This window comes from Hymenobacter latericoloratus, from assembly GCF_014199535.1.
GTDB classification, from domain to species: domain Bacteria; phylum Bacteroidota; class Bacteroidia; order Cytophagales; family Hymenobacteraceae; genus Hymenobacter; species Hymenobacter latericoloratus.
Window position 1 is genome coordinate 129,665 of record NZ_JACHNV010000006.1, and the last position, 14,095, is coordinate 143,759.

Sequence of the window (14,095 nt, forward strand, 5' to 3'; positions counted from 1 at the left end):
ATCTCTCTCACCAGAATAGCTGACTACCCAGCTGGCGGGCTACCTGGCTGTTAAGCGGAACCGTAAATTTATCAACGGGCAAACTTACGGCCGAGGTAGCGGTAGTACATGCTGAATAGTTTATCTTGTTTGAATACCGTAGCGCTTTTTTACCGAAGTATTGGCTTGTAGCTTTGTTGTTGCTTCGGCCAGCTTTGTAAGCCACTTTCATCTGCCTACCCCGACCATGCCCGTTCCCACTTTCCCAGTTGATTACCAGAAGCTTTTCCATGCCCTTCCTGATAACTTCCTGCTGATTGCCCCGGATGCCGCTGCCACCATCGTGGACAATACCAACAGCCACGTAGGGGTGTCCATGAAAAGCCGGGAGGAAGCCGTGGGCAAGCCCTTCTTCGAGGCCTACCCCTCTTCCGACGAGGAGTCGGCGGCCATCATCCGGGAGTCGCATGAGCACGTGCGGCGCCACCGCCAGCCCCACACCATGCCCCTGATCCGCTACGACCTGGAGCGGCCCACGGAGCAGGGGGGCGGCCTGGAGGAGCGCTACTGGGAGGCCACCCACTACCCCATTCTGGATGAAAACGGGCAGCTGGAGTTTATTCTGCAGCGCACCCAGGACGTAACGGAGCGCTACCGCGCCGAGCAGCTGCGCCTGCAGGCCCAGCGTGAGCTGGCCGAGCAGCAGGAGCGCACCCGCTTCATTCTGGAGTCTTTACCCGTGATGGTGTGGACCAACCTCCCCACCGGCGAAGCCGATTACTTTAACCCGCGCTGGCTGGAGTTTACGGGCCGGGAGCCGCAGGAAATTCTGGGGCAGAGCTGGGCTCAGGACGTTCACCCCGCCGATTTGGCCGCTACTACCCGCCTCTGGGACCAGGCCCGCGAACAGGGCACGGAATTGCAGCTGGAGTACCGCCTGCGCCGCCACGACGGGCAGTACCGCTGGGTGCTGGTGCGGGCCGTACCGCGTCGCAATGCCGAGGGCGAGGTAACCATGTGGGTGGGTTGCGGCACCGACATCCACGACCAGAAGCTGATGGTGCAGGAGCTGCTGGAGCAAAACGAGCAGCAGGCCCTGCTCTCCGACCAGGCGTACCAGGCCTTTCAGGAGGTGCAGCGCCAGCGCGAAACGTTCTACAACCTGTTTATGCAAACGCCGGCGCTGATCTGCATTCTGCGCGGCCCCGAGCACCGCTTCGAGTTCGTGAACCCGCCCTACCAGCGCCTGTTTCCCAACCGCCAGCTGGTGGGCCAGACCGTGGCCGAAGCCCTGCCGGAGGTTGTTGAGCAAGGTTTCATTGGCTTACTCGACGGAGTATATACTACGGGAGAAACGTTTGTGGGCAACGAAGTGCAGATTGAGCTGGACCACGACGACAGCGGGCAGCTGCAGCGCAGCTACCTCAACTTCACCTACCAGCTGTTCGAAGAACAGGGCCAGAAGGCCGGCATTACGGTTTTCGCCTACGACGTCACGAGCCTGGTAGCCGCCCGGCGGGCCTTAGAAAACGCTGGTCGCTGATTCCCTATATGCCCCTCTCTCCCCTCACCTTGCTCGTACACCTTGTCCGTTATGGAGTTAACTAACCTCGATTTTCAGCAGGCCCGCATCAAGCAGGTGCTGTTTAAGTCGCGGCTGCGCTCCGTGCTCTACGGCGTGCGGGAACCCGACCCCGACCTGTTTTCCCTACCCCTGAACCCGCTGGGCGAGTGGCTGAATACGGTAGTGAAGCCCCGTTATGGCGCCGTGCTGCCCGTGCAGCGCCTGGAGCAGGAGCTCATCCGCATGATTGACACTGGCCGCGGCTTGGTGCAACAATACCAGCGCGGGCAGCTGGAAGAAGCCCGGACCGGCCTGGAGCGCCTCGATGCCCATGCCACCCGCATTGAAGCTCTGTTGAAAGAACTGGAACAAACCCCGGCCGCCGCGTAACCGAAACCATTCATCTTTAGCGCGCTACTGTTTGGCGCGGAAAATCATAGCCACTCTTTTTCTTAGCCCCACCCGGTAGCAAGCAGCCACTGGTGGGGCTATTGCGTATGTTGGACCCATGAAACACCTGCCCCTGTTGCTGGCCGCTGGTATCTTGCTTACCGCCCCGGCTTCCGCCCAAACCGCTGCCCCGGTGCCCAAACCGGTGGCCAAAGCCCTAACCAAGGTAAAGCCCGAGGACATCAAGGCCCACATCCAGTACCTGGCCGATGACCGGCTGCTGGGCCGCAAGCCCGGCACGCCCGGCTACCAGATGGCCGTTGACTACGTGACCGGCCAACTCAAGCGCTTCGGCGTGGAGCCGGCCGGCGAAGAGGGCGGCTTTACCCAGCGGGTGCGGCTGCGGCGCGCCACTACCAAGCCGGGCGCTACCGTCACCTACCAACCCACCGGCGGCAGCCTGCCCCTGGCTCCGGCCGAGGTACACCTCTACCCTCACCCCGAGCAGCCCAGCGCCCGCCTCGCGCCTACCGGGCTGGCCTTCGCCGGCTACGGCATCTCGGCCCCCGACCAGGGCTACGACGACTACCAGGGCCTCGATGTGAAAGGCAAGGTAGTGGTGATTGTGCGCGGCGCCCCCCGCCGCTTCCCCAGCACCGTCGCCTCGGCCAGCCAGGACCAGACCCTGCTGGTGCAAACGGCCGCCCGCCACGGCGCCGTGGGGGTGCTGTTCGCCAGCGCCCGCCCGGTTCCGGCAGCAGCCGCTGCGGCGGCGGCCCGGCCCATTACCACCACCAGCGTATTGGGGGCTGATGGTAAGGTGGCCGCCGCCCGCGGATTTATCAGCGGCTCGGGGGTAGGCATGACGGGCACGTTGTCGGCGGCGGGGCTGCAGGCCTTGCTGCTGAACTCGGCCTCTGATACGGCCAAAGTTATGAGCAGCCTCCGCCAGGGACAACCGGCCCCGGTGGCCCTGCGCGGCACCCTGGCCGCCAGCTGGGAATCGGGCTACCAGGACTTTGAGAGCTACAACGTGGTAGGCAAGATTACCGGCTCCGATGCTACCCTGCGCCAAGAATACGTGGTACACTCGGCCCACCTCGACCACCTGGGGGTAGGCACGCCGGTCAAGGGCGACTCTATTTATAACGGCGCCCACGATAATGCCTCCGGGGTAGCCTCGGTGCTGGAAATTGCCCGCCTGTACTCCAACCTCAAGCAAAAGCCCAAGCGCAGCGTGCTGCTGGTGCTGCAAACCGGCGAGGAGCTGGGTTTGCTGGGCTCGGCCTACTTCGCAGCCCGGCCCACGGTGCCCAAAACCGCGCTGGTGGCCGACGTGAATACCGATATGGCCACCATTATTGCGCCCCTGCTATCGGTAGTACCGCTGGGCGCCGGCCACTCCACGCTGGCCCAGCCCGTGGCAGAAGCGGCCCGCTACCTAAGCCTGACGGTGGAAGAGGACCCCGAGCCTGACCAGAACCGCTTCATCCGCTCCGACCAGTACAGCTTCGTGGCTCAGGGCATTCCGGCCCTGCACATCAAATACGGCAACCGCACCCCCGATGGCAAAAACAACCTCAGCGAGCAGGTGCAGAAGTGGCGGGCCCTCACCTACCACAAACCCCAGGACGACATCAACGGCACCTTCGACTTTGAAGCCGGCAAGAAGTACGTGCAGCTGAACTTCCTCATCGGCTACCTGGTGGCCCAGAATCCCCAGCGCCCCACCTGGAACCCCGGCGACTTTTTTGGTCAGCGGTTCGCGCAGCCTCAGTAACCTTAGATAGTTGTTCAACCCTAAGACCGGCTCCGTCAGCAGCTATTTTGCTGATGGGGCCGGTTTTGGTTTTCAGAGGGTTTGCTGGAACAGGTGCGCTTGTCACTATCCAGTCAAAAGAACGTGTCATTCTGAGCTTGTCGAGACATCTCGCGTGCTGATGTTGTAATGCTACTCCGGGCGTCAGCACGCAGGATTCCTCGACAAGCTCGGAATGACGCTTAAGGCAGGCACGCTGAATGATGTCTCTCTCAACTAGACATTACCTAGCGTGCCTTTGGTACCGATTTTACAGACCTCCGAACTTGCCCCACTGCGCCAGGGCCTGCCGGTGCTCCTGGTTGATCTGTTGCAGAATGGCCTCATCGGGGCCGGAGCCGACGGTGATGAGCGTACCTTTTTCGCGGGCGTAGGGGTTTTGCACTTCGCCGGCCCGGTGCACCTGCTGGAAGCGGGCATTCAAATTCTCGTCGGGCTCATCATCCACTATCAGGATATGCTGCCAGCTTCGCGCCGTGGAATCCGGAAACCAGAACAGGTAGCTGCCATTGAAGCTGTGGGCGGCGGGCATAGCGCGGTGGCGGTTAAAGTAGTTGATGGCCCCGGCCTGCCCGTAGTTGGCCGTCAGGATAAGGGTTTGGGCGCGGGTAGCGGCGGGCAGGGCCTGGTAGGCATGCCAGGTTTTATCAGCCATTTCCTGCCAGCCCAGCATATCGGCGTAGTCCTGGGGGAGCGGGTGGTCCTGGCCATCTTCCCAGCGCAGCACGCCCATGCTGCGGTAGCGCTGCCCTACCTCTAGCATGCGGGCGGGCGGGTTGAGCGTGAACAGCAGCGGGTACACCGGCACGCTCACCGCCAGCGGCAACAGCAGCAGCAGTGGCCGTAGTACCCGGCCCGCGCGGGGCCGGCGGCTTAGCTGCCTTTCCCACCACACGGCCCCCGCCGCGAACAGAATGGGGTAGTAGCCGAGGGCGTAGTAGCTTTTGCCGTGCAGCACCGTCAGAATCAGCAGCCCGCCGCAGTAGATCAGGCCTACCACCCGGTAGGGCCGCAGGGCCTGGCTGAGCAGCAACGCCAGCAGGCCCGGCACCCACAGCCACAGGGCCGGCAGACACGTCACCAGTTGGTCCTGCCAGAAATCGGCCCCCGATACGTTGACTAGCTGGGTATCGTGCAGGAGCTGCATGTGGTGCCGGAACGGGATGCCGTGGCGCAGCTGCCAGAGCAGGTTGGGCAGCCATAAGCCCAACCCCAGGGCAGCACTCAGCCAGAAGGCGCGGGTAGCCAGCACCCGCCGTGCGGGCGTCAGCAGCAGTCCTACTCCCAGCGCCGCAATAAAAAACAGGGCCGAATACTTGTTCAGCAGGGCCAGTCCCAACCCTACCCCCAGCATATAGAGGTAGCGCGGCCGGGCCTCCTGCTGGTAGCAGATCAGCAGGTAGCAGGCCAGCGTAAAGGCGAAAACCTCGAACGAGTTGGGCTGAAACAGAAAGTTAAGCCGGGCATAGGCACTGACCAGGTAGCAGAGGCCAGCCGCCAGCACTGCCCACGCCCCGCCCCCGAGCCGCTGTACCGCCCGCGCTACCACGTACACCGTCAGGCTACCCCACAGAATAGGCCAGAACTTCACCCAAAACCAGCCCCCGCCCAGGGCCAGCGTAACCCAGCTTTGCAGGGCCGTCAGGGGCGGTACTTCCAGGTAGCCCCAGGCCAGATGCTGCCCGTAGTTGAGGTAGAGGTACTCGTCGCGGTGAAGTTCGTAGGCACGGCTGGCCAGGAGGTAGCTGCTGACGGCTTTCAGCAGGAAGAGTAGCAGAGGCAGCTGCCGGGAAGGTTTCATATCCTGAATATAGATATTCATCTATACGCACCGCGCCTACCCCCTCTTACCTCAGGGCGTGCGCGGCCGCACACGCCGCCCGAAGCCGCCGATGCCCAGATCAAGGTAAATAATGCCGCCTTTCAAGTCGGCATCGTGGCGGGCCGGGCCCTGGCGCACGCCGGCGCGCAGCTTCAGCAGCCAGCTACCTACCTCGCCGGGGCCCTGGGTTTTCCAGAGGGGTACATCGAGGTTGAGGCCGGCGGTGAACGGGTTGCGGAACGTGAGGTCCAGGTCGGCATCGGGGTCATCCTTTTTGGCGCTGGCGGGCCCAATCAGCAGGCCGGAAATACCCACGAAGGGCGTTAGGCGCAGCCAGGGTTTATCAACCAGGCGGTAGCCCACCGAGGCCTCGGGCACGATATAGTTGACTTTCAACCCTTCGCGCCAGTTGCCCCGGTAGTCCAGCGGCTGCCGCACGCGGCCCATGCCAATGTAGTCGCGCAGGTAGAGCTGGTACCGGTCGTAGCCGAACTCAAACCCTACCCCGAAGTTGGCCCCGTGCCGGAAGTAGGTGGGCAGATTACCGAGCAGAATGCCGCTGCCCGAGTGAAAATCGAGCCCGTAGGAAAAGCGGCCGGTGGTGTACTCCGGCTGCGCGAATTGCCGCACGAAATACGCATATTCCGAATCGGGGTACTGCCTGAGGAAGGACTGTACCGAGGCTTGCCGGGTTTTAGCCAGGGCAGGGTCCGGGTTGTTGAGGGGCACCAGCAAATCGAGAAACAAGTGCAGAAAGGTGGAGTCCTCGGGCAGAAAATGCGCCTGGCTGATGATGCCCCGAATGGTATCCTGACGCTGGGCTACCCGCTGGGCAGCCAGGTCGAAGAGCTGGTCCTGGGGTAGGCCCTGGTAGCGCCGCTCCTGCTGGGGCGTGCTACCGGACACTCCAAAGCGGCGCAGCTTTTCCGAGAGGGTGTACACGTCGCCGGCGGCGGTCAGCAGGGCCCATTCCTCGTAGGGGCGCAGGGCTACGGTAGTATCTTGGGTGCTGTGGCGCAGGTAGGCCAGCAGGCGCGGAATGGCCCGCACATTGCCGCCGCGCACTTGCTCGCGCAGCATTTCGCGCACCTGCACCACCCGCACCAGGTCGCTGGAGCGCTGCTGCAGGCGCGTTTGCACCTCGCGCGCAACGGTCTGCAACGAATCGGGGAGGGTGGTTTGGGCTATTGCGTGCCGGCCGGAGCCGGCCACGAGTAGTAGCAGAATAAGGCTGCGTAGCAGTTGACGCATCGGGTAGTAGGTAGTAATTGAGCAGGGGCTAGCTAACAAAACGGGCCGCCTCTGGGGCGCAGGCCGCACTACCGGCAAAAGTAGCGGCTTTCGGTTGCGCTTTCTCGCTGATTTACTACCCTTCTTTACCTAAAACTCCTCCGGCAGCCGAATACCTTCCAGATACTCGTGCAGGCCGGCGGCGTGCTGAAACAAGTGAATAAACAGGATGCGCTCCTCGCCCCATTCGCACCACTCTTCGGCGTAAAAATCACCGGCCGCGAACAGGCGCAGCCGGAAGCTGTCCTGCCGCCGCTCGGCCAGCAGGTGCCCATGCCGACGCAGATGCTCGGCCTGGCGGTACATGTGTAATTGCTTGAACTCGGTGTACTTCATCAGCAGCCCCAAAACCCTAAGATACAACCGCCGGGTTCCGGGTATATGAAAGTGAGGAGGAAAGGAGGTGAGGAGGTAAGTGGACTGGCGGCAGACTTCTGGCCGGAGGCCAGGCGTCTGCCCGCCGGCAAATCGGGCAAGTCTCCCGACTTGCGGCCGCCGCAGGCGGCCATCCTGCGTCTGCGCCATCTGCGCCGCGTGGTTAGCGGAACATTAAAATTGGAATAGTGGCACCATCTTATGCCTTCGTTCCTGTCGTCGTAAAGTCAACTCTACCCCGGCCCACCTCCAAAAGCCTCCGAAACACTTGCTTCGTGCCGCTACAGGCTTTGCTCGTCCGAGAAGCGTACCGGCAGGCGTAAACAGGTTTAAGAGTAGGATGAGGGTAGGCAGCTCCACGCGGCGCAGATGGCGCAGACGCGGGATGGCCGCCTGCGGCGGCCGCAAGTCGGGAGACTTGCCCCATTTCCCGGCGGGCAGACGCCTGGCCTCCGGCCAGAAGTCTGCCGCCAGTCCACTTACCTCATCACCTCCTCTCCTCATCACCTCCTCACCTAAAATAACCCCCATCTTCGCGGGATGAAAACGATTCGCTTTCCGCATCCGCTGGTATTACTGGTGGGGTTTATTTTGCTGGCCTGTTTGCTGAGCTACGTGCTGCCGGCCGGGGTGTTCGACCGCCACACTGATGCCGCCACCGGCCGGGCGGTAGTGGTAGCTGGCTCCTACCACCGCGTGGCCCCTACCCCCGTCAGCCCCCTGCAAGCCCTGGTAGATATTCCGAAAGGTCTGGTGGACGCGGCCTCCGTGATTTTTCTGGTGTTTCTGGCCGGCGGGGCCTTTACCGTGGTGGACCTAACCGGGGCCCTACGCCGCGGCGTCGACTGGCTGCTGGAGAAGTTTCAGGGCCGCGAGGCCGTCGTGATTCCCATCATTTCGGTGCTGTTTGCCACCATGGGCGCCCTGGAAAACATGCAGGAAGAAATTGTGCCCCTGGTGCCGGTGCTCCTGATTCTGATGCGCCGCATTGGCTACCCCACCGTTACGGCTGCAGCGGTCAGCATTGGCTCGGCGGCGGTGGGCGCGGCGTTTAGTCCCCTCAATCCGTTTCAGGTGGGCATTGCCCAGAAACTAGCTCAGCTGCCTTTGCTCTCGGGTGGCGGGTTTCGGTTGGTATTTCTCGTGCTGGCCTTGGCTATCTGGATAGCCGGCACCGTGCGCTATGCCCTGCGTCACCGCCTACCCCCCGCCACCGCCGAAACCGCCGACCCCGGCGCACTGGCCCCAGGCCGTAACCACGGGGTGGTACTGGCCCTGCTGTTCGGCGGGTTTGCCTTCTTTGCCTACGGAGTGCTGGAGCTGGGCTGGGAGTTTGAGCAGATGGCGGCCTTGTTCTTTACCCTGGGGGTAGTAGCCGGGCTGGCGGGCGGGCTGGGCCTCACGGGCACCGCCGAGGGCTTCATTGCCGGCTTCCGCGACATTGCTTTTTCGGCCCTGCTCATTGGGTTTGCCCGGGCCATTTTCGTGGTGCTGGAGCAAGGTCAGATTGTGGATACCATTGTCAACAGCATGTCGGCGCCGCTGGCCGGGCTGCCCGCCTGGACGGCCGCCCTGGGCATGATGGGCGTACACACGGCCCTGCACCTGCCCGTGCCCAGCGTGAGCGGGCAGGCCGTATTGACCATGCCCTTGCTGGTGCCCCTCTCCGACCTGATTGGGCTTTCCCGCCAGGTAACGGTGCTGGCCTACCAGTACGGGGCCGGCCTTTGCGAGCTGATTACCCCTACCAACGGCGCTCTTATGGCTATTGTGGCGGCCTGCGGAGTGCGTTTTGACGAGTGGTGGAAATTCGTTTTTCCCTTATACCTGCTCCTGCTAGCCTTGGCGGTGGTAGCCGTGGTAGTGGGTATAGCGGTGGGAATTTAAGCGGCAGAGCGGCGGCTACAAACGCCTGTCATCCCGAGCCTAAGCGAAGGACCTCTACAGAAACTAACATTTTTAATTAGCCAGAAATAGAGGTCCTTCGCTTAGGCTCAGGATGACAGGCCTTGGTGCTTATCACCTCACTCCTGCTCCCCTCAGGCCAGCCGCAGCTCGTCGGCCTCAAAAATGCGCTTCACTTTGCGCTTTCTCTCTACCAATTGAAAGCGGAAAGTATCCGCGCCTTCATCGTAGAACACGTCGGAAATGAGGCCCTGGTGAGGGGCGCGGCCCGGCTCGGGCTGCACCTCGCCTACCACGTCGCCGAAGCTGAAGGGCGGCTTCACGTACAGCTCCCGGAACAGCTCCCGGCTGACTTTAAACTGCTGCTCATCGTAGCGCAGCGAAATCCAGTCATCGGTTTCATCAATCTTCTCGAAGACTTTGCCCAGCGGCTCCAGCCACTCAAACGAGCGGCGGTTGGCCGGGTGCACGTAGCTGAAGCCGTATTCCGTAGTCCAGGGATACAAGCCGTAAATAACAGGTTTGGGTCGGGGCACGAGGTAGGAAACGTAGGGTACTAAAATCAAACGGAAGCCGGCAGCCCGCCCCGCGCCGGGGGCGGCGAAATAGCAGGCCGATACGCAATGACAACCAGGCAGCCGGGGGTTCGGGCAAGCCTCCTGCTACGCATTGTACCGAGCTTATACGGTGGCAATTTCTGGCTTTTCAGTATAACTACCAGTCTTTGCTCTTCGTTCAGCAGGGCTGAACCGCTTCAGCTATCTGGGGCTCTTGGCATTAGCTTCTGTTTAATAGTACAGATAAGGCTCCGGCAGATTTATGAAGAAAGAAGACATCCACCTCGGCGACTGGAAGCGCATTTTGTTTGGCGACGCGCCGGCCGAGTTTGCCGTGGAAGTGCTGGTTCGCACCTTGCTCATCTACTTCATTTTTCTGCTGGTACTGCGCCTAATGGGCAAGCGCATGAACTCCCAGCTGACCATTACGGAGCTGGCCGTGATGGTGATGCTGGGGGCTATTGTGGCCGTACCCATGCAGATTCCGAACCGGGGTTTGCTGCCAGCCGTGGTGCTGCTGCTGGTGGTGCTGTTTCTGCAGCGCGGCCTGAACTGGTGGGCCCTTCGGCGGCGCAAGGTAGAGCTAACCCTGCAGGGCGACGTGACCATTCTGGCCAAAGACGGGGTGCTGCTGATGGATACGCTCCGGGCCGAGCGGGTGTCGCATGAGCAGCTCTACGCCCAGCTGCGCGACAAAAAAATCACCCACCTCGGCGAAGTAAAGCGGGTGTACATGGAGGCCGATGGGCTGTTCAGCATTTATAAGCGCCGGAAGCCGGGCCCTGGCCTCTCGGTACTGCCGGAAAAAGACGAAAAGCTCCGCGAGGCCCAGCAAAAAGCACCCGATCAGAAAGTCTGCAACTACTGCGGCTACCTGGCTACTCCCACCGACCACGCCGGCAACCGCTGCCCCAGCTGCGGCCACGCCGAGTGGGTGATGGCCGTGCGGTAAGCTCCTGCCCTACCCCTGTTAACCCGGCAATGCTTACCGGAACGTATTCGTGTCTTGCCATCCGTTTTATGAAACCCGAGGACTTTCACTTGTTTGAGCCGCTCCGCTTCTTTCTGGGCGACGTGCCGTGGAGCTTTCTGCTGGAAACCTTCCTGCGGGGTATCTTTTTCTACTTTCTGCTGCTGGTGTCCATGCGCCTGATGGGCAAGCGCATGGGCGCTCAGCTCAGCCGCAACGAAATGGCCGCCCTCTCGTCGTTGGCCGCCGCCATTGGGGTGCCCATTCAGGCTCCCGACCGGGGCCTGGTGCCGCCCCTGGTTATTGCTGTGGTTATTGTTCTGGGCCAGCGCTACATTGCCGCCCGTACGCTCAAAAGCAAAAAGTTTGAGCAAGCAACCCAGGACGACATTGCCATGCTGGTGGAAGACGGCCGCTTAAACCTCGATGCAATGGAGGAAGTGGTGCTGCCCCAGGAGCGCCTGTTTGCCAAGCTCCGCTCCGAAAGCATCGAGCATCTGGGCCAGGTAAAGCGCCTCTACATGGAAGCCAACGGTAAGTTCACGCTGCTGCTGCAAGACCTGCCCCAGCCCGGCCTCACGCTTATCCCGGACTGGGACGAGGAGTACCTGCAGGAGCAGAAACGAAGCCCGGACACATTTGCCTGCCGGCGCTGCGGCCAGCTGGAGCGCAGCCCCCAGGAGCCGGCGCACGCCTGCCCCCGCTGCCAGCACCACCGCTGGGCGGCGGCCGTTACGGAGGCGGCCGCCCAGCAGTAGCCCGCTTTAGGCGGTAGCCGCCCCTGGTGCCTGGTGCTGAGCAATGTGGGCCAGCAGCTTGGCGCGGTGAGTGGGGCCGTTGTGCAGGCCCGCGAATGACAGGCACTCCTGCTGCCCGTCGGGGCGGCGTACTACCACATCTGTCTCACCGGTGGCCTGAGCGGCGGCTACCTCAGCCCAGGTGTAGGCAAACGACTTCTGAAAAAGCCCGAGCCGCCCCCGGAACCCTTCCGGGTGGAGGTGCAGGTAGCGCCGCTCATAAATTCGACCTATGCCGAAGGCCAGGCCCACGTACCAGACCGCCAGGGCCGCGTAGAGCCACGGCAGCACGTGCATCCGGTGCACCCCCGTCAGAGCTTCTGCCTCATGATGCCGGTGCCAGATGTGGTAGCCTTCCAGAGCCAGAATGCCGGCCGCCGCCACCTCCAGCCACGCTACCCGGCTGTGGTGTTCCGGCTGCTGCTTCAGGTGGCGCAGCTCTTGCCACAGCAGCCCCACGTAGGCCACCCCTACCAACAGCTCCAGGCCCGTCAGGAGCGTGAACGGCTCGTTGCCGGCCAGCACGCCGGCGGCCCCGCTGACCAGCACCAGCGCGGGTACGATGTGGGCCAGACCTTTGGCCCGCTCAACACGGGCGCGGCGGGTGGTGTAGAGAGTTACGGGGCCGGGGTGGGTAGCAGTATCCATGAGCCTAAGCACCGCATATTTCCTTACTTCCGCAATTACCGTTTACTATTTAAGAATCAGGCTCCTGCCCGGGCTGCAACAACCTAACCCCGGCGCAGGCAGTATGAGCGGTTGTGGAGCTTCCTGCTCTTTTCTACCGACAACCAATGCCTGCAACTGACTCCCCTTCTGCTCCTGTGCTGCAAGCCGGCATGGGCGCGCTTCCGCACGAAAACGGTACTACGTTCCGCGTATGGGCTCCGGCCGCCACCGCCGTAGCCCTGGTCGGGCCCTTCAACGACTGGGATTCTACTACCCACCCGCTCACCCTTGAAGCCGACGGCTACTGGGCAGCCGACTTCCCCGACCTGGGCCCCGGCACTGAGTACAAATTCCACCTCGCTACCCCCACCGGCGAGCTGCAACGCAACGACCCCTACGCCCGCGAAGTCACGCACTCGGCCGGCAACTCGGTGGTGCCCGATCCCACATTTGAGTGGGAAGACGACCAGTTTCAGATGCCGGCCTGGAATGAGCTGGTGATTTATGAGCTGCACGTGGGCACCTTCCACGCCCCCGATCCTACCCGCCCCGGCAATTTCTACGACGCCATCGAGAAGCTCGACTACCTGGAAAACCTGGGCATCAACGCCGTGGAGATTATGCCGGCCACCGAGTTTCCGGGCAGCCTTTCCTGGGGCTACAACCCGGCCCACCCCTTCGCCATTGAAACCGATTACGGCGGGGCCATGGCGTTCAAGGAGTTTATCAAAGCGGCCCACCGCCGGGGCATTGCCGTTATTCTGGACGTGGTGTACAACCACTTCGGGCCCGGCGACCTGGACCTCTGGCAGTTTGATGGCTGGAGCGAAAATGACGGCGGCGGCATCTACTTCTACAACGACTGGCGCGCCGAAACTCCCTGGGGCCACAACCGCCCCGACTACGGCCGCGACGCCGTGCGCCGCTACATCCGCGACAATGCCCTGATGTGGCTGGAAGAATACCGCGTGGATGGCCTGCGCTGCGACGCCATTGCCCACATCCGCAACGTAGATGGCACCTCTGATGCTTCCCGCGACCTACCCGAGGGCTGGAGCCTGATGCGTTGGATCAATGAGGAAATCAGGGCCACCATGCCCTGGAAAATCACCATTGCCGAAGACCTGCTGGGTAACGAATACATTACCCGCGCTCCGGAACACGATGGGCAGGGCTTCTCGGCCCAGTGGGATGCCGGCTTCGTCTATCCCATTCGGGATGCCCTGGTTACCCCCGAAGACGCCGACCGCAACATGGAAGCCGTGGCCCAGGCCATCCGCAACGTGTACAACGGCGACGCCTTTCAGCGCGTCATCTACACCGAGTCGCACGATGAGGTAGCCAACGGCAAAGCCCGCGTAACGGAAGAAATCATGCCCGGCAACGCGGCTTCCTGGTTTCCGAAGAAACGCTCGACGCTGGGCGCGGCCCTCGTCTTCACGGTGCCGGGCATCCCGATGATTTTTCAGGGCCAGACCATGCTCGCCGATGGCTCCTTCTCCGACGACCAGCCCCTGGATTGGAGTCGGGCTGAAACCCACGCCGGCCTGGTGCGCCTCTACCAAGACCTGATCGGGCTGCGGCGCAACCTGAGCGGCCACACCCGCGGCCTATTGGGCCAGAGCGTGGATATTTCCCACCTCAACAACGACGACAAGATTCTGGCCTTTATCCGCCGCGACCAGGGCGGCCCCGGCGACACCACCGTGGTGCTCTGCAACTTCGCCGACCGCGCCCACCCGGCCTACACCATTGGCCTGCCCCGCGGTGGCCACTGGCGCGTGCGCTTCAACTCCGACTGGGAAGGCTACGACCAGGAGTTTGGCAACTTCGAAAGCATAGACACCCAGGCCGAAGACGGCGTGTACGATGATCAGCCTTTTCACGGCACCTTCGGGCTGGCCCCGTACTCGGTACTGATTATCTCGCAGGAGCCGGAATAAACCTGCTTTGGCCCG

At 62.4% G+C, this 14,095-nt stretch carries 12 protein-coding genes; 7 read left to right on the top strand and 5 right to left on the bottom strand.

Annotated elements, in window-relative coordinates; all coding sequences use genetic code 11:
* Window positions 1-226 precede the first annotated feature (226 nt).
* From GGU46_RS17680 to GGU46_RS17690, 3 genes are all read left to right on the top strand, one after another.
* The gene (locus GGU46_RS17680; RefSeq protein WP_183404890.1) at window positions 227-1,522 is read left to right on the top strand and encodes a PAS domain-containing protein; all 1,296 of its coding nucleotides are present in this window, start codon (window positions 227-229) and stop codon (window positions 1,520-1,522) included.
* Window positions 1,523-1,573: 51 nt separating this feature from the next.
* Window positions 1,574-1,933, top strand: a complete 360-nt coding sequence (locus tag GGU46_RS17685; RefSeq protein ID WP_183404891.1) for a hypothetical protein — start codon at window positions 1,574-1,576, stop codon at window positions 1,931-1,933.
* Between the two features lie 118 nt (window positions 1,934-2,051).
* Window positions 2,052-3,713: a M28 family peptidase gene (locus tag GGU46_RS17690; protein ID WP_183404892.1), complete on the top strand. Its 1,662-nt coding sequence runs from the start codon at window positions 2,052-2,054 to the stop codon at window positions 3,711-3,713.
* 289 nt (window positions 3,714-4,002) lie between these two features.
* Here GGU46_RS17690 and GGU46_RS17695 read toward each other — a convergent pair whose 3' ends face one another.
* The 3 genes from GGU46_RS17695 to GGU46_RS17705 all read right to left on the bottom strand — a co-directional run bounded on the left by GGU46_RS17695 (window position 4,003) and on the right by GGU46_RS17705 (window position 7,200).
* The gene (locus tag GGU46_RS17695) at window positions 4,003-5,553 is read right to left on the bottom strand and encodes a glycosyltransferase family 39 protein (RefSeq protein ID WP_183404893.1); all 1,551 of its coding nucleotides are present in this window, start codon (window positions 5,551-5,553) and stop codon (window positions 4,003-4,005) included.
* Between the two features lie 51 nt (window positions 5,554-5,604).
* On the bottom strand, window positions 5,605-6,825 hold the full coding sequence (locus GGU46_RS17700; RefSeq protein ID WP_183404894.1) for a hypothetical protein: 1,221 nt from the start codon (window positions 6,823-6,825) through the stop codon (window positions 5,605-5,607).
* A gap of 129 nt (window positions 6,826-6,954) precedes the next feature.
* A complete protein-coding gene (locus tag GGU46_RS17705) occupies window positions 6,955-7,200 on the bottom strand; it encodes a hypothetical protein (RefSeq protein ID WP_184094098.1) in 246 nt (81 codons plus the stop codon).
* Between the two features lie 579 nt (window positions 7,201-7,779).
* Between GGU46_RS17705 and GGU46_RS17710 the strand changes: the two genes are divergently transcribed.
* Window positions 7,780-9,126 carry a YfcC family protein gene (locus GGU46_RS17710; protein ID WP_183404896.1) on the top strand — a complete coding sequence of 449 codons (1,347 nt, stop codon included), beginning with the start codon at window positions 7,780-7,782 and terminating at the stop codon, window positions 9,124-9,126.
* Window positions 9,127-9,278: 152 nt separating this feature from the next.
* Here the strand turns inward: GGU46_RS17710 and GGU46_RS17715 are convergent, their stop codons facing one another.
* Window positions 9,279-9,680, bottom strand: coding sequence for a DUF6960 family protein (locus GGU46_RS17715; RefSeq protein ID WP_183404897.1), 402 nt, complete (start codon window positions 9,678-9,680; stop codon window positions 9,279-9,281).
* A 283-nt stretch (window positions 9,681-9,963) separates the two neighbouring features.
* Here GGU46_RS17715 and GGU46_RS17720 point away from each other — a divergent pair, with 283 nt between their 5' ends.
* Together GGU46_RS17720 and GGU46_RS17725 are read left to right on the top strand one after the other, a co-directional pair.
* Window positions 9,964-10,653, top strand: coding sequence for a DUF421 domain-containing protein (locus GGU46_RS17720; RefSeq protein ID WP_183404898.1), 690 nt, complete (start codon window positions 9,964-9,966; stop codon window positions 10,651-10,653).
* Window positions 10,654-10,721: 68 nt separating this feature from the next.
* The gene (locus GGU46_RS17725; RefSeq protein ID WP_183404899.1) at window positions 10,722-11,429 is read left to right on the top strand and encodes a DUF421 domain-containing protein; all 708 of its coding nucleotides are present in this window, start codon (window positions 10,722-10,724) and stop codon (window positions 11,427-11,429) included.
* 6 nt (window positions 11,430-11,435) lie between these two features.
* Here GGU46_RS17725 and GGU46_RS17730 read toward each other — a convergent pair whose 3' ends face one another.
* Window positions 11,436-12,116, bottom strand: coding sequence for a hypothetical protein (locus GGU46_RS17730; protein WP_183404900.1), 681 nt, complete (start codon window positions 12,114-12,116; stop codon window positions 11,436-11,438).
* A gap of 146 nt (window positions 12,117-12,262) precedes the next feature.
* Between GGU46_RS17730 and GGU46_RS17735 the strand changes: the two genes are divergently transcribed.
* On the top strand, window positions 12,263-14,080 hold the full coding sequence (locus tag GGU46_RS17735; protein WP_246399085.1) for an alpha-amylase family glycosyl hydrolase: 1,818 nt from the start codon (window positions 12,263-12,265) through the stop codon (window positions 14,078-14,080).
* Window positions 14,081-14,095: the final 15 nt, after the last annotated feature.

Coding starts and splice junctions, on each gene's coding strand:
- GGU46_RS17725 (WP_183404899.1), top strand. CDS start 10,722: ATGAAACCCGAGGACTTTCACTTGTTTGAGCCGCTCCGCTTCTTTCTG.
- GGU46_RS17710 (WP_183404896.1), top strand. CDS start 7,780: ATGAAAACGATTCGCTTTCCGCATCCGCTGGTATTACTGGTGGGGTTT.
- GGU46_RS17705 (WP_184094098.1), bottom strand. CDS start 7,200: ATGAAGTACACCGAGTTCAAGCAATTACACATGTACCGCCAGGCCGAG.
- GGU46_RS17720 (WP_183404898.1), top strand. CDS start 9,964: ATGAAGAAAGAAGACATCCACCTCGGCGACTGGAAGCGCATTTTGTTT.
- GGU46_RS17730 (WP_183404900.1), bottom strand. CDS start 12,116: ATGGATACTGCTACCCACCCCGGCCCCGTAACTCTCTACACCACCCGC.
- GGU46_RS17685 (WP_183404891.1), top strand. CDS start 1,574: ATGGAGTTAACTAACCTCGATTTTCAGCAGGCCCGCATCAAGCAGGTG.
- GGU46_RS17700 (WP_183404894.1), bottom strand. CDS start 6,825: ATGCGTCAACTGCTACGCAGCCTTATTCTGCTACTACTCGTGGCCGGC.
- GGU46_RS17695 (WP_183404893.1), bottom strand. CDS start 5,553: ATGAAACCTTCCCGGCAGCTGCCTCTGCTACTCTTCCTGCTGAAAGCC.
- GGU46_RS17735 (WP_246399085.1), top strand. CDS start 12,263: ATGCCTGCAACTGACTCCCCTTCTGCTCCTGTGCTGCAAGCCGGCATG.
- GGU46_RS17680 (WP_183404890.1), top strand. CDS start 227: ATGCCCGTTCCCACTTTCCCAGTTGATTACCAGAAGCTTTTCCATGCC.
- GGU46_RS17690 (WP_183404892.1), top strand. CDS start 2,052: ATGAAACACCTGCCCCTGTTGCTGGCCGCTGGTATCTTGCTTACCGCC.